General features: G+C 43.8%; 15 protein-coding genes. 14 read left to right on the top strand and 1 reads right to left on the bottom strand.

Annotated elements, in window-relative coordinates; genetic code table 11:
• Positions 1-210: 210 nt before the first annotated feature.
• Both AN619_RS08270 and ppaX read left to right on the top strand, forming a co-directional pair.
• The gene (locus AN619_RS08270; protein ID WP_068556255.1) at positions 211-2,367 is read left to right on the top strand and encodes a Tex family protein; all 2,157 of its coding nucleotides are present in this window, start codon (positions 211-213) and stop codon (positions 2,365-2,367) included.
• 15 nt (positions 2,368-2,382) lie between these two features.
• Positions 2,383-3,054: a pyrophosphatase PpaX gene (gene ppaX, locus AN619_RS08265; RefSeq protein WP_068556254.1), complete on the top strand. Its 672-nt coding sequence runs from the start codon at positions 2,383-2,385 to the stop codon at positions 3,052-3,054.
• A gap of 16 nt (positions 3,055-3,070) precedes the next feature.
• Here the strand turns inward: ppaX and AN619_RS08260 are convergent, their stop codons facing one another.
• Positions 3,071-3,739, bottom strand: a complete 669-nt coding sequence (locus AN619_RS08260; RefSeq protein ID WP_068556253.1) for an Mpv17/PMP22 family protein — start codon at positions 3,737-3,739, stop codon at positions 3,071-3,073.
• 240 nt (positions 3,740-3,979) lie between these two features.
• On the opposite strand from AN619_RS08260, the gene AN619_RS08255 reads away from it, so the two are divergent.
• From AN619_RS08255 to AN619_RS08195, 12 genes are all read left to right on the top strand, one after another.
• On the top strand, positions 3,980-5,140 hold the full coding sequence (locus tag AN619_RS08255; protein WP_068556252.1) for an amidohydrolase: 1,161 nt from the start codon (positions 3,980-3,982) through the stop codon (positions 5,138-5,140).
• 100 nt (positions 5,141-5,240) lie between these two features.
• Complete coding sequence (locus AN619_RS08250) at positions 5,241-5,711, top strand: hypothetical protein (protein WP_068556251.1); 471 nt, start codon at positions 5,241-5,243, stop codon at positions 5,709-5,711.
• Between the two features lie 136 nt (positions 5,712-5,847).
• A complete protein-coding gene (locus AN619_RS08245) occupies positions 5,848-6,036 on the top strand; it encodes an aspartyl-phosphate phosphatase Spo0E family protein (protein WP_068556250.1) in 189 nt (62 codons plus the stop codon).
• Between the two features lie 328 nt (positions 6,037-6,364).
• Positions 6,365-6,823 (top strand): tRNA (adenosine(37)-N6)-threonylcarbamoyltransferase complex ATPase subunit type 1 TsaE, encoded by a 459-nt coding sequence (tsaE, locus tag AN619_RS08235; protein ID WP_068556248.1) that lies wholly within the window; start codon positions 6,365-6,367, stop codon positions 6,821-6,823.
• Positions 6,820-7,527 carry a tRNA (adenosine(37)-N6)-threonylcarbamoyltransferase complex dimerization subunit type 1 TsaB gene (gene tsaB / locus AN619_RS08230; protein ID WP_068556247.1) on the top strand — a complete coding sequence of 236 codons (708 nt, stop codon included), beginning with the start codon at positions 6,820-6,822 and terminating at the stop codon, positions 7,525-7,527. The genes tsaE and tsaB overlap by 4 nt, the downstream gene beginning before the upstream one ends.
• A gap of 5 nt (positions 7,528-7,532) precedes the next feature.
• A complete protein-coding gene (rimI, locus tag AN619_RS08225) occupies positions 7,533-7,982 on the top strand; it encodes a ribosomal protein S18-alanine N-acetyltransferase (protein WP_068556246.1) in 450 nt (149 codons plus the stop codon).
• 118 nt (positions 7,983-8,100) lie between these two features.
• Positions 8,101-9,366 (top strand): efflux RND transporter periplasmic adaptor subunit, encoded by a 1,266-nt coding sequence (locus AN619_RS08220; protein ID WP_068556245.1) that lies wholly within the window; start codon positions 8,101-8,103, stop codon positions 9,364-9,366.
• Positions 9,353-10,054 carry an ABC transporter ATP-binding protein gene (locus AN619_RS08215; protein ID WP_068556244.1) on the top strand — a complete coding sequence of 234 codons (702 nt, stop codon included), beginning with the start codon at positions 9,353-9,355 and terminating at the stop codon, positions 10,052-10,054. The genes AN619_RS08220 and AN619_RS08215 overlap by 14 nt, the downstream gene beginning before the upstream one ends.
• 31 nt (positions 10,055-10,085) lie before the next feature.
• Complete coding sequence (locus AN619_RS08210) at positions 10,086-11,303, top strand: ABC transporter permease (protein WP_068556243.1); 1,218 nt, start codon at positions 10,086-10,088, stop codon at positions 11,301-11,303.
• A 16-nt stretch (positions 11,304-11,319) separates the two neighbouring features.
• Complete coding sequence (locus AN619_RS08205; protein ID WP_198153267.1) at positions 11,320-12,051, top strand: Yip1 family protein; 732 nt, start codon at positions 11,320-11,322, stop codon at positions 12,049-12,051.
• Between the two features lie 197 nt (positions 12,052-12,248).
• Positions 12,249-12,836 (top strand): sigma-70 family RNA polymerase sigma factor, encoded by a 588-nt coding sequence (locus AN619_RS08200; RefSeq protein ID WP_083525050.1) that lies wholly within the window; start codon positions 12,249-12,251, stop codon positions 12,834-12,836.
• Positions 12,809-13,243, top strand: coding sequence for an anti-sigma factor family protein (locus AN619_RS08195; protein ID WP_068556240.1), 435 nt, complete (start codon positions 12,809-12,811; stop codon positions 13,241-13,243). Before AN619_RS08200 ends, AN619_RS08195 begins: the two co-directional genes overlap by 28 nt.
• The last annotated feature ends 17 nt before the right edge of the window (positions 13,244-13,260 follow it).

Genomic DNA, 13,260 nt, shown 5'->3' with positions numbered 1-13,260 from the left:
ATTCACTACTCTAACTAAAAGGCTTTCTATGTGATATTAATCCTGATGAACCGCCGGATACGGGACCGTATGTCCGGTGGTGTGAGAGGACGGTAGATAAATTAATTATCTACCTCCTACTCGATTGCTGGAATCCATTTTTTTCTTGATCCATCTCCCTGAAAAATGTAGAATGGGAGATAGATTGAAGTAAAAAGGAGATGTTGGCAAATGGATGTGATCATCAGACAATTGATGTTGGAATTTCATCTGAAGGAATACCAGGTAAAAAATACGATAGAGTTGATTGATGCAGGAAATACCATTCCTTTTATCGCCAGATATCGTAAGGAACAAACGGGAGAACTCAGTGATACGGTGTTGCGGGAGCTGTTTGACAGGCTGAGTTATCTGAGGAATCTGCAAACAAGAAAAGAAGAAGTTATCCGCTTGATCGGAGAACAGGGCAAGATGAACGAAGAACTGAGGGATAAAATTGAAAAAGCCGTAACCCTTACGGAAGTGGAGGATTTATACCGTCCCTACAGGCCCAAAAGAAGAACCAGGGCAACCGTTGCCAAGGAGAAGGGCCTTGAACCCCTTGCCCAAATCATATGGGAGCAAAATATTTTCCAAGGAACGATTGAGGAAATTGCCAAGGAATATATCAGCCAGGAGAAGGAAGTGCATACGGTGGAAGAAGCTATCCAAGGGGCGCTGGATATCTTGGCGGAATTGGTGGCTGATGATGCGGAATACCGGAAAAAAATCAGGCAGCTTACCTTTGAAAAGGGTATGCTGCTTTCCAATGGGACGGATAGCGAAGCAAAATCAGTATATGAAATGTATTACGATTATCGGGAACCGGTGAAAAAGATTCCCGATCACCGGGTGTTAGCCATCAATAGGGGAGAAAAGGAGAAATTTTTGAAGGTAAAAATCCAGGCACCGGAGGAAGAAATCCTTCATCTGCTGAAAAAGGAGACGATCAAACCCAAAGGAAGTATCAGTGCAAGTCTCGTAGAAATGGCCGTAGAGGATGGCTACAGACGTTTGATTGCACCGTCTGTGGAAAGAGAAATCCGCAGTGAATTGACGGAACGGGCGGAGGAGAAGGCCATCAAAGTGTTTGCAGGAAACCTGAAGAATCTGCTACTGCAGCCTCCCGTGAAAGATATGGTGGTGATGGGTTTTGATCCCGCCTACCGTACAGGCTGTAAAATTGCCGTGGTGGATGAAACAGGGAAGCTTTTGGACACGGCTACGGTATATCCCACAGAGCCCCAGAAAGAAACGGAAAAAGCCAAAAGGGAGTTACTGGCATTGATTGAAAAGTATGGGGTTCATATCATTGCTATCGGAAACGGCACGGCTTCCAGAGAATCTGAACTGTTTGTGGCTCAGATGCTGAAAGAAGTGAAAAGGCCTGTATATTATGTTATCGTCAATGAAGCCGGAGCTTCTGTCTATTCTGCATCAAAGTTGGCAGCGGAGGAATACCCCGAGATTAACGTATCTTTACGGGGAGCCATATCCATTGCCAGAAGGCTGCAGGATCCCTTGGCAGAACTGGTAAAAATCGATCCGAAGAGCATAGGCGTGGGTCAGTACCAGCATGATGTAAACCAATCCCGTCTCCATGAGGCCTTAAAGGGCGTTGTGGAGGATGCCGTTAACAGTGTGGGAGTCGATTTAAATACGGCTTCACCGTCACTGCTGCAGTATATTGCCGGAATCAGTAAGACGGTGGCTGCCAATATTGTAAAGTATCGGGAAGAGCACGGAAAATTTCAAGACAGGAGAGAATTGCTCAAGGTGCCTCGTCTAGGACCTTCTGCCTTTGAACAGTGTGCAGGATTTTTAAGGATTCCTGAAGGAAAGCATGTCTTAGACAATACGGCTGTACATCCGGAATCCTACGAAGCAGCAGAAAGACTTCTTGCCAGGCTGGGCTATAGGCTGCAGGATGTAAAAAACAGACAGTTGGGAGATTTACAGAACAGAATGCAGGGAATAAATTTGAAAACATTGGCGGAAGAATTGGAGATCGGCCTCCCAACCCTGAGGGATATTTTGAAGGAAATTCAGAAGCCGGGCCGGGATCCTAGGGAGGAAATGCCAAAGCCCATCTTTAGAAGTGATGTATTGAAACTGGAAGATTTAAAACCCGACATGATTTTGACGGGCACCGTAAGAAATGTTATTGATTTTGGCGCCTTCGTGGATATCGGTATAAAGAATGACGGATTGGTCCATATTTCGGAGATGAGCGACAAGTACGTCAGAAATCCTATGGAAGTGGTATCCGTAGGAGATGTGGTAAAGGTACGGGTGCTGAAGATAGACGTAGAACGGGGCAAGGTATCCTTAAGCATGAAAGGAATATAGGGAAAGGAGAAGCATATGGCCATTCAATATATATTGTTTGATTTAGACGGGACGTTATTAGATACCAACAATCTAATTATTGAGTCTTTCCAGCATACCTATCGGAAACATCTGAAGAAAGAAGTTTCCAAGGAATATATTGTGAAAACCTTTGGCGAAATTCTAAGAACTACCTTGGAGAGGGAATGCAAGGATTGTGTGGAGGAAGCGATTCATACCTATAGGACTTTTCAAATCGAGAATTTTGATCGATTGATTACGATCCATGTGGGCGTAAAAGAAGCATTGAAAGCATTGCATTGCAAGGGTTATAAGCTGGCAGTGGTTACTTCCAGATTAAATGAATCGGCCACAAAAGGTCTGCGGCACTTTGGAATTGAAGGATATTTCGACTGTCTCATTGGCGCTGATGACACCAAGCATCATAAGCCCAATCCTACGCCGGCGTTGATGGCATTAGAGAGGTTAGGGGGAACACCGGAAGAAGCCATGATGGTAGGAGACAGTCCCTTTGACATACAATGTGCAAAAAATGCGGGGATTCTTTCTGTGGCCGTAAGCTGGAGCGCCCTGCCTTCCCATCTGTATATGCAGCATTCTCCCGATTATGTTGTGGACAGCATGGAGGAACTGGTGGCACTCATTGACCGTCTCAATCATAAAAGCCCATCGTCCATGGGGCGATAGGCTTAGATAATAAGGCTTAATTTTTGCTTCCTTGCCCCTTTTTCTTTGCAAAGGCCAAGATTCCACCCAGGGCGATGGAAAGGAAAGAGGCCATCAATACCCTGTATTCGGGCGGGAGCAAGAAGGTAATAGTATGGGCCGGTATCCAGAAGAATGGAATTGTTTTCATATAGACAAAGCTTACCAAGCCCTTCCAATCAATATGTTCCACTACCTTATGGATGGTAACTTGATTGAGGTTGGCAATTTTGCCGTCACATAACTCAATATAGGTATCCGTAATCCTGTGGAGACCCATCATGGTTGGAGCAAAAATAAGGTTCATTGCGGTGCTGATAAAGAACGCAGCCGCAATGGGACTTTCACCAAAGCTGGGGATCAGACCTGCTTTTATAGCTGTCCGAACACCGGCATCAAAGATGGGAAATACTACGGCAAAGGACATACCCAAAACGCCCCAAATGACAACACGCCAGAAGGTTCCTACCGGTTTTGCCCAACCTCCCATTGCAATTCTGACAGCCAGCAACTCTCCCATGGTGGCTAGAATAGCTACCTTGATAAAACCCATCATATAGGGGTGGGCTTTGGTGGAGTCAACAAAAATTTCATGGGTGGCAGGGAATACCAAAAATGCAACCACAGCCAATAAAGATAACAGCCATAAAAAATCTCCCTTTTTCATCGAAATACTCCTTTCAATACAAATCATAAACTTATAATTTTTTAATAGCTAAAAAAAAATAGCAAACCTAGATATATTATAATATAGAAATATCCAACTTCAAAGCTAAATTTTTTGTTGCAGGGGCGCCGCCCATACATCCATCAAATTTTCATTCATGCAGGATTTATGTAAAAAATGTAGAAGATGTAATAAAAAATCCAATGTGCAAGTTTCATATCCACAGAGGGAGGAAATACCATGATTTTGATAAAAGACGGAAAAATTTTCACGATGGAAGGAAAGGTATACGAGAAGGCCAGTATTTTGATTGAAGATGGCAAAATAAAGGAGATTGGAGAAAATCTTGTGGCGCCTTTGGATGCAAAGGTTATCGATGCCCAGGGAAAGATTGTCATGCCGGGGATGATTGATGCCCACTGCCATCTGGGCATGTGGGAGGATGCCATTGGCTTTGAGGGCGCCGACGGCAATGAAATGACAGACCCTGTAACTCCCCATTTAAGGGCAATTGATGCGATTAATCCGATGGACAAAACTTTCAAAGAGGCCTATGAGGGAGGGGTTACTTCTGTGGCAACAGGACCTGGAAGTGCCAATGTCATCGGAGGACAATTTGTTGCCATCAAAACATATGGAGACAGGGTGGATCATATGATTATCAAGGAGCCTGTTGCCATGAAATGTGCCTTTGGAGAGAATCCTAAGCGGGTATACCATGAGAGAAAGCAGTCTCCCAGTACGAGAATGGCCACGGCGGCCATATTGCGGGATACCCTGTATAAGGCCAAGGAATATGCTGCCAAACTGGAGAGAGCTATGGAAGATCCGTCGAAAAAACCGAGCTTTGACATGAAGATGGAAGCTTTGCTTCCTGTTTTAAGGGGAGAGATTCCTTTGAAGGCCCATGCCCACCGGGCTGATGATATTTTCACGGCGATCCGCATTGCTAAAGAATTTGGCGTCAAGGTTACACTGGAGCACTGTACAGAGGGACATCTGATTGCCAGCCATATTCGTGAAGAAGGATTATGGGCTGTGGTAGGTCCCAGTCTTGGAGAGCGGTCCAAATATGAATTAAAGAATCTGACTTTTGAAACTGCGGGCATATTGAGCAGGGCAGGGGTGAAGATTGCCATTATGACGGACCATCCCGTCATTCCTGTGCAATATCTGCCGGTGTGCGCAGGACTAGCGGTGAAGGCAGGGATGGATGAAGGGGAGGCGTTAAAGGCTATCACCATTAACGCGGCAGAAATTCTGGGGATTGATCATCGGGTAGGGAGTATCCGAGAAGGAAAGGATGCCGATGTTGTCATCTGGAGCGGACATCCCTTCGAATTAAAATCGACGGTAGAATATACGATGATTGATGGAAAAGTGGTGTATCAAAGGAAGTAAATCCGTTGGCAGTCACCGGCATGTACAGAACAGGTTCTGTGGAGTATTGGGATGAGCTGGAGGCCGACAGCGCATAGACAGGAAAAGGAGACATGGGAATATGGATATATTGCCGATAAATGTTGTAATATTGGGAGCTATACCGGAAGCAATCTTGATCCTGTGGGCAGGATTGTCTCTCTTGGGGGTAAGACCATCATGGAAAAAACTCATTATGGTAGGGATATTGCAGGGAATCAGTGCCTATTTCATTAGGAGATATACAGTTTTTGGGTGGCATACGGTTGTGCAGCTGATCACCTTGGTGATATATACCTGCATATTTGTAAAGGTAAATATTCCAACGGCTGCCATTGCCGCCCTTTTATCCTTTGCAGTGATTACAATCATAGAAGGATGTGTGTATATTTTCTTTCCAGTGGACATTGCCCAGATCCTGGCCGATGAATGGCTTAGGCTGCTTTTCTTCGTACCCCATGATCTGGTGTTGGGATGGATCGGATATATATGCAGGAAGAAAAATATTTCACTGCAGCAGGAATTCAGTATCCTAAGGAAGATTGTGAAGTAAAGCCTTTGCTTGGTTTCTATGGGCAAAATACTCCTCAGGAGTTGAAAATGTCGAAAAGCCAAAAAAATTATGTTTTAAATTTTGTTTTTTTTCCACCCTTCCGCGGTATATAATAAACAAACAGGGGGTGGATATTATGACCGATAATGCCAAAGAGAGGCTAGCCGCAAGAATTAATGAAGTCAGAAGCCGATTGGAACAGTTGATGATGGATAAAAATATGGGTACAGATGAAGAGGTTGTAATATTGAGCCAAATGCTGGATGAGCTGATCATACGATATTATAAGGAAAGTTCACTTGGTGAGAAAGAGGATGTATCTTAGTGCTGTCGAAAAGGCAGCTTTTTTTGTGGTCACATATAGGTCACATCCTGAAATTGGAAAGATATAATGGTAGTGTAGGATCAAGCATAGGAGAAGGTGATGCTTTGTATTTCATTGTTTCGGCAATTTTATTTATCCTGGGTATTTATGCTGCTATGCTATTTGTATCCGCCTGTTTTGGAAGATTAAGAAGATAAGAACATCCCATTCCCGTGGGATGTTTTTCTACCCTTGCGCTGTTTTTCCATTACATATATAATGATGATATGATTTGGGAGAAACTAAAGTGAAGGGATAGATCAATTGTATGGGTAGGAGTGCCAATGGAATGAAGATTGCCAGCTATCATGAGGAAAAAACCTTTCAATTGGGGTATAAGCTGGGAACCTTGCTGCAGCAGGGTGATGTAGTATGCTTGACGGGGGACTTGGGCGCAGGGAAGACCACGCTGTCAAAGGCGATTGCAAAGGGTTTGGGAGTGGAGGAGGAGGTCACCAGTCCAACCTTTACCCTGATCCACGAATATTCAGGAAGGTTGCCCCTGTATCATTTTGATGTATATCGGATTCAAAGGATAGAAGAAATGGAAGATTTGGGCTATGAGGAATATTTTTATGGAGATGGTGTTTGTATCATTGAATGGGCATCCAAGATAGAGGAATTGATTCCAGAAGAGCATCTTTGGATACATATTACCAAGGGATCGGGAGTGCATGATCGGGAGATTGTACTGAGGGGCACTACGGAACATTTCCAGCAAATCATAGAGGAGTTGAAATCAGAATGAAGATACTTGCTTTGGATACGTCATCCATGGTTGCATCGGTGGCAGTGATGGATGATGAAAAATTAATGGGAGAATATACCATCAACCACGAAAGGACCCATTCGCAAAAATTGATGCCTATGATTGATGAACTGCTGAGGAGCTGCGGGTTGACCATGGAAGCCATAGACCTGGTTGCAGTGGCTGAAGGGCCCGGTTCCTTTACAGGATTAAGGATAGGGGTTGCCACGGCAAAAGGGCTTGCCCATGCCATGGACATACCCGTGGTGGGGGTATCTACCTTGGATGCCCTGGCCTTTAATCTGCCTTTTTGTCAAGGTTTGATATGCCCTATTCTGGATGCCAGGAGGAATCAAGTATATACTGCCCTATATCAATGGAATGGAGGAGATTTGCACAGAATCGAAGCACCAATGGCTGTTGCTTTGGAGGAATTCATTGCAAAGCTGTTGGAAAGACCGGAAAAGGTAGTGTTTGTAGGAGATGGAGTGGAAAAGTATTGGAAGATCTTATCAGATCAATTGGGTGAACGGATGATACTGCCGCCCAGTACCGTCAAAATGCCCCGTGCTTCTTCTGTGGCCCAATTGGCACTGCAAAAGGCTCAAGCCGGGGAAGTAAAAAGCTTTTATGCGCTGGTTCCCGACTATTTGAGAAAATCAGAGGCAGAAAGACAATATGAAGAAAAAAGGAAAAAGGTGTGAGAAGGATGGGTGCAGTACAGGTTCGAAAGATGACTCTGGCGGATGTTCCCCAAGTGATGGAAATTGAAAGGTGTTGTTTTTCAATTCCATGGTCTCAGGAGGCATTTGAAACGGAAATTGATAAAAATAAATTTGCAAGATACGTGGTGGTAGAGGCGGATGGAAAAGTTGCAGGCTATGGAGGCATGTGGCTGATTGTAGATGAAGCTCATATCACCAATATTGCGGTTCATCCCGAAGAGCGGGGAAAAGGTTATGGAGATTTGATTGTGAAAGCACTTATTGCGGAGGCAGAAAAAGAAAAAATTGGGCAAATGACCCTGGAGGTAAGGGTTTCCAATCATATTGCCCAAAATCTGTATCGGAAATACGGATTTGAGGCCTGTGGGATTCGTCCCGAATACTATGGGGATAATCATGAGGATGCAGTGATTATGTGGCGACAGGGAAGATAAAAGACGGCGAAGGGTCGTCTTTTCCTATTTTTCCATATTTTTCACATGATTTTTCAGACATTCTTTTGCAAATCACGTAATCAATCATGGAAGTGTCATAAGGAAAGGGGTCGCAGAAATGGAAAAAACAAAGAAAAAAATGTGGGTCATGATCAGTGCTGCCCTTGTGATTGTCTTGTTTGTAGGGGCCGCTGCCGTAAAGGCAAGTCAGAAAAAACAGGAGAAGGGCATTGTTGTAAAAACTGCGCCTATAGAGAAACAAGATATGGAATCCCATATTCTTACCAGTGGCGAGGTGCTTTCCATGGAAAAAAGGGATGTCCTGCCCGATATATCCGGTAAAATAGAGAAACTGCTGGTCAAGGAGGGAGATCGGGTTGAACCAGGACAGGCCCTTGTGAAGCTGGCAACGGGAGATCTGGATTATCAAATTAGGGAAGCAGAGATGAAGCTGGCCATGGATCGGGATACTCTTCAACAGTTGAAAAATGAAGGCGATATCGAATTGGAAATTGCCCTAAGCAATGCAGAGATCCAGTACAGGGATGCCCAACGGGCCTATGAGAATAAAAAAAAGTTGTATGAAGCAGGTGCCGTGAGCAAAAGTGAACTAGATGCAGCGAAGAGCCTCATGGATCAAAATTATAATCATTATGTATTGGCACAAAAAAATTTTGATCATGGGAGAAAAAATTCGAAAATAAGTACCCAGGAAAAACAAGTGAGTCTGTCGGAATTAAGTGTTGAGCGATTAAGAAAAGAATTGGCAAAATATACAGTCCAAAGCCCTATAGGGGGAACCGTGGTGAGCGTGAATGCCTTAGAAGGAGGCATGGCATCGGTCAATATGCCCTTGATGACCATCGTGAATACGGATCTTTTAGAGATTGTTACCAATATTAGTGAGTACGATATTCATAAAGTAAAATTGGGCCAGGGGGTAAAAATTACAGGGGACGCCTTTGAGGGAAAAATCTACAGAGGCCGGGTGAAGTACATAGATGCCATGGCCGTATCCAACAATACGGGCCAGGGAAAGGAAACGGTGGTTCGAGTAAAGATTGAGGTAATAGATAAAAATACAGATATGAAGCCGGGCTTTACGGCAAATGTGGATATTTTGACAGAAAGCAAAAAAGGAGTTTTGGTGGTCCCCTACGAAGCGATTTTCACAAAGAAAAACGGAGAGAAAGTAATTTTTACTGTAGAAAAAGGAAAAGCAAAGGAACATGTGATTCAAACGGGTATTGAAAGTGATCTGGCAGTAGAAGTGATAGGAAAAGGTTTCAAGGAAAATGATCGTGTGATTATGAATCCTACGGAGAAACTAAAGGATGGAGAAGCGGTCAAGGAAAATAAGGTGATGGACAATGATAAAAATTGATAATCTTACCAAGATCTATCGCACAGGCAGCATCCAAGTGGAAGCTCTGAAGGGAATCTGCCTGGAAATCCATCGGGGAGAATTTGTGGCTGTTATGGGACCGTCAGGCTCTGGAAAATCGACGCTGATGAATATCTTGGGATGTTTGGACAGGCCGACGGAGGGAAGATACCGATTGGATGGAGAAAAAATAGAAGAACTAAATGATGTACAATTGGCAGCGATTCGCAATAAAAAAATCGGCTTTGTCTTTCAATCTTTCAATCTGCTGCCCCGTATGTCTGCCCTAAAAAATGTAGAACTGCCCATGATGTACGCAGGAATCCCTTCGAAGGAGCGGGTAGAAAGGGCGAAAGAAGCCCTCCAACGGGTGGGATTGGCCGATCGTATGCACCATAAGTCAAACGAACTTTCAGGAGGGCAACGGCAGAGGGTCGCTATAGCTAGAGCCCTGGTCAATGATCCTGCAATTATTTTAGCGGATGAGCCCACGGGAAATCTAGATTCCAAATCGGGAAAGGAAATTATGGCCATATTTCAGCAACTGAACGAAGAAGGCTCCACCATTGTGCTGGTTACCCATGAGGCGGACATCGCCAGCCATGCAAAGCGGATTGTAGCCTTTCGGGATGGGGAGATCGTGGAGGATAGGGCTGTAGAAAATCGCACCATGATTTCCGGCCTGTAGGGTATATGCTTTTGAAAATTGAGGTGATGGGATGAATTTCATAGAGAGTGTCAAAGTAGCGGTGAATGCCATCTGGGTAAATAAAATGCGGTCTCTTTTGACGATGCTGGGAATTATTATCGGGATTTCCTCTGTCATTGCTGTAGTAGCCTTGGGGAAGGGAAGTCAAAGTGCTATCGGGAAGGAATTCGAGCAATTCGGGGTCAACCGTGTGTACTTAACTACCAATTGGCGGGAAAATCCTACGGCTAGAGATTATTTCAACTATGGGGATCTGGAAGCCTTAAGGCGGGTTTTTTCGGATAAAATTGTGGCATTAAGTCCTAGCTTGCAGGATACGGGAAAGATTGTGGCAAAGAAGGAATTGTTGAATATCAATCTGAGCGGGGTCAATGAATTCTACAATAAGATTGAAAAAATTGAGATGTTAGAGGGCAGATATCTGCTGGAAGGAGATATAAAGGCCAAACGGGAAGTGGCGGTGATCGATGAGAATACTGCCATGAAGGTCTTTGGAAGAACCAATGTGATTGGAGAAAATATTCTCATACAGATGCGCTATCGGAATTTGTCCTTGGTGATAGTAGGCCTTTATAAAACGCCCAAAGCGCCTTTCAGCAATGTGGCTAATTTTGAGCAGCCAGCCACCGTCTATATTCCCATTTCCACCATGGAAAAAATTTTAGGTATTGGCGACCGTATATATGGCATAGAAATGAATATGGAAAAAGATGTGAATGTCAAGGAAACATTAAATGACATGGTAAAGTTTATTGAAAGAAGGCATGACAATATAGGAGAAGGAAAATACAGGACTTATACGGCAGAGGGAGAATTGGAGATGGTCAACAAGGTGACAGGAATCCTGACGACGGTAGTGGGCGCCATTGCCGCCATATCCTTGTTTGTGGGAGGGATTGGCGTTATGAATATTATGCTGGTATCTGTCACGGAGAGGACAAGGGAAATTGGAATCCGTAAGGCCATTGGGGCAAGACATAAGGACATTCTGATGCAGTTTTTGGTAGAGGCCGTTATCATTTCAGGTATCGGAGGCGTCATCGGTACAGTTTTGGGCATCGGATTCTCATTTCTTATTTCCATGTTTATCAAAGTACCGCCTTCTGTTTCTATGGGGACCATTATGATGGCATGGCTTTTTTCGGCAGGCGTAGGAATCTTTTTCGGTATTTATCCGGCCAATAAGGCTGCCAAGTTAGATCCCATTGAGGCCTTAAGATATGAATAAAAAGGGGGAGAAGATCATGTCAGAAGCTCAAAACAATCTTGTGATGGAAGTGCAGGGGGAGGCGGCGGTTATAGAGCTTTCTTGGTGGGAAAGATTAAAGTATCTGTTGATAGAGCCTTCCAAAACCATGGAATATCTTGCAAAGAGACCGAAGATATTGTTTCCGATGGTTGTGGTAATTTTGGGATTTTTGTTGTTGATTTTGCTCAGAATGGACATTTTTAAAGAGTTTCTCCAGGAGCAAGTGATGAAGCAATACGAAACCCGAGGAATCCATATGGAACAAGTGCCGGAGGAAATCATGCATATTAGCTTTTGGACCGGGATTGTGGGGGCATCTCTTGCACCTTTTATTACCATGCTGCTGAAATCGGGGATTGTCCATGTTTTATCTGTTGTCAGCGGATCCAAGGGCAAATTTAAGGCAGTATTATCCGTCATTGGGTATGCCTATATTATCAATCTGTTGGGAGAAGGAATTCGTACCATCATTGCTATGGTTACAAAGAATTTTGTAGTGTATACTTCTCCTGCTGTCTTTCTTCCTGACACCCAGGCAGGTACACCTGTCCATACTTTGCTGTCCAGCTTGGATGTATTTGTTCTCTGGTATCTGGCGGCAGCTACCATCGGTCTTGCCTATACCCATTCCATGAATCGTAAAAAGGCAGGGATTATTGTGTTTGGTTCTTGGTTGGTCGGGGTGATGATCAGTGTAGTTCTTGCATTTATAAAAATGAAGGCATAGGGTGAAAAAAATCTAGGGGCAGGCCTGAGCAGGAAGCTAAATCTCAAGGGTTTGTCTACAAGCTAAATCTAGGCGCAGGCCTAGATTTTCTATTAAAATAGAAAAAAAGCCAACCATATCTATATGAAATCTTTTTGCATATTTTTTCATACAAAATAGGTGATCTGTCGTAATTATGGATGAGAGGATAAAGTGGGGTGGCAACATTGCAGGATAGGGATCATAAAGTCATTGAAGAAATTTTAAAGGGAAATGGAGAAAGGTTCCACGAGCTCATTGCAAGGTATAAAAACGGCGTCTATTCCATTTGTCTGCGGATGGTGAAAGATAGAGAGGAGGCAAGAGATTTAGCCCAGGAAGTTTTTATCAAAGCCTATTACAGCCTCAAAGGATACAATCGTGAATATAAATTTTCTACATGGATTTTTAAGATTGCAACCAACCTGTGCATAGACCACCTCAGAAAAAGAAAAGCACAAACTTTGTCCCTTGACGAAAGGTTGAGCATGCCCTATGATGCTGCCAGTGCCGAAAGTGTATATTTCCATAGGTGCAATCGGGATGAAATCAACCGGGTGATCGATGGGCTCCCCGAGGATTATCGAATTTTAATCATCTTGTATCATAAGGAAGGTCTATCCTATCAAGATATATGCCAGGTGCTGGATTTACCTATGTCAAAAGTTAAGAACAGGCTCCACCGGGCAAGGAATATGCTGAAGGAAAAATTGAGGGAGATCAAGGAGGAGGAATCTGGATGGACTGCAAAAGAGCTTCAAGTTTGATCATGGATTATTTCGACAGGAATATGGATGCCATGGGACAGAGAGATTTGGATTTGCATTTAAAGCAGTGCAGTCTATGCAGAAGGGACTTCCAGTGGATGAAAGAGGCCATCGAAGGGGTAGAATCCATCCAAGACTGGCAAGCACCGGAAGACTTTGAAATCGGCATTTTCAAAGAAATTGATTTGCAGTACTACAGGCGTCAAAAACCTATCTATAAAAGCAGGGTAGGGATGTGGGCAGCAGCTTCTCTTTACTTCGCCTTTCTTAGTATTTTCTTTTATCTGAAATATGGCACAATGCATTGGGAGACAAAAATTATAGCCTTGATGAAATTCGTAGATTTGGGAAATCGTATCTATGGATTATGGGGTCTTATCGGAAAGGTTTTTGGGAAGATCGGATAAAAAAGCTTTGGCCAGTA

Source organism: Thermotalea metallivorans, assembly GCF_001562415.1.
Lineage (GTDB): Bacteria > Bacillota > Clostridia > Peptostreptococcales > Thermotaleaceae > Thermotalea > Thermotalea metallivorans.
The sequence above is the reverse complement of the archived record's forward strand: the minus strand, read 5'-3'. Positions and strand labels throughout refer to the sequence as shown.

Coding starts and splice junctions, on each gene's coding strand:
- AN619_RS08205 (WP_198153267.1), top strand. CDS start 11,320: ATGTCAGAAGCTCAAAACAATCTTGTGATGGAAGTGCAGGGGGAGGCG.
- AN619_RS08270 (WP_068556255.1), top strand. CDS start 211: ATGGATGTGATCATCAGACAATTGATGTTGGAATTTCATCTGAAGGAA.
- tsaE (WP_068556248.1), top strand. CDS start 6,365: ATGAAGATTGCCAGCTATCATGAGGAAAAAACCTTTCAATTGGGGTAT.
- ppaX (WP_068556254.1), top strand. CDS start 2,383: ATGGCCATTCAATATATATTGTTTGATTTAGACGGGACGTTATTAGAT.
- tsaB (WP_068556247.1), top strand. CDS start 6,820: ATGAAGATACTTGCTTTGGATACGTCATCCATGGTTGCATCGGTGGCA.
- AN619_RS08210 (WP_068556243.1), top strand. CDS start 10,086: ATGAATTTCATAGAGAGTGTCAAAGTAGCGGTGAATGCCATCTGGGTA.
- rimI (WP_068556246.1), top strand. CDS start 7,533: ATGGGTGCAGTACAGGTTCGAAAGATGACTCTGGCGGATGTTCCCCAA.
- AN619_RS08215 (WP_068556244.1), top strand. CDS start 9,353: ATGATAAAAATTGATAATCTTACCAAGATCTATCGCACAGGCAGCATC.
- AN619_RS08260 (WP_068556253.1), bottom strand. CDS start 3,739: ATGAAAAAGGGAGATTTTTTATGGCTGTTATCTTTATTGGCTGTGGTT.
- AN619_RS08250 (WP_068556251.1), top strand. CDS start 5,241: ATGGATATATTGCCGATAAATGTTGTAATATTGGGAGCTATACCGGAA.
- AN619_RS08255 (WP_068556252.1), top strand. CDS start 3,980: ATGATTTTGATAAAAGACGGAAAAATTTTCACGATGGAAGGAAAGGTA.
- AN619_RS08220 (WP_068556245.1), top strand. CDS start 8,101: ATGGAAAAAACAAAGAAAAAAATGTGGGTCATGATCAGTGCTGCCCTT.
- AN619_RS08195 (WP_068556240.1), top strand. CDS start 12,809: ATGGACTGCAAAAGAGCTTCAAGTTTGATCATGGATTATTTCGACAGG.
- AN619_RS08245 (WP_068556250.1), top strand. CDS start 5,848: ATGACCGATAATGCCAAAGAGAGGCTAGCCGCAAGAATTAATGAAGTC.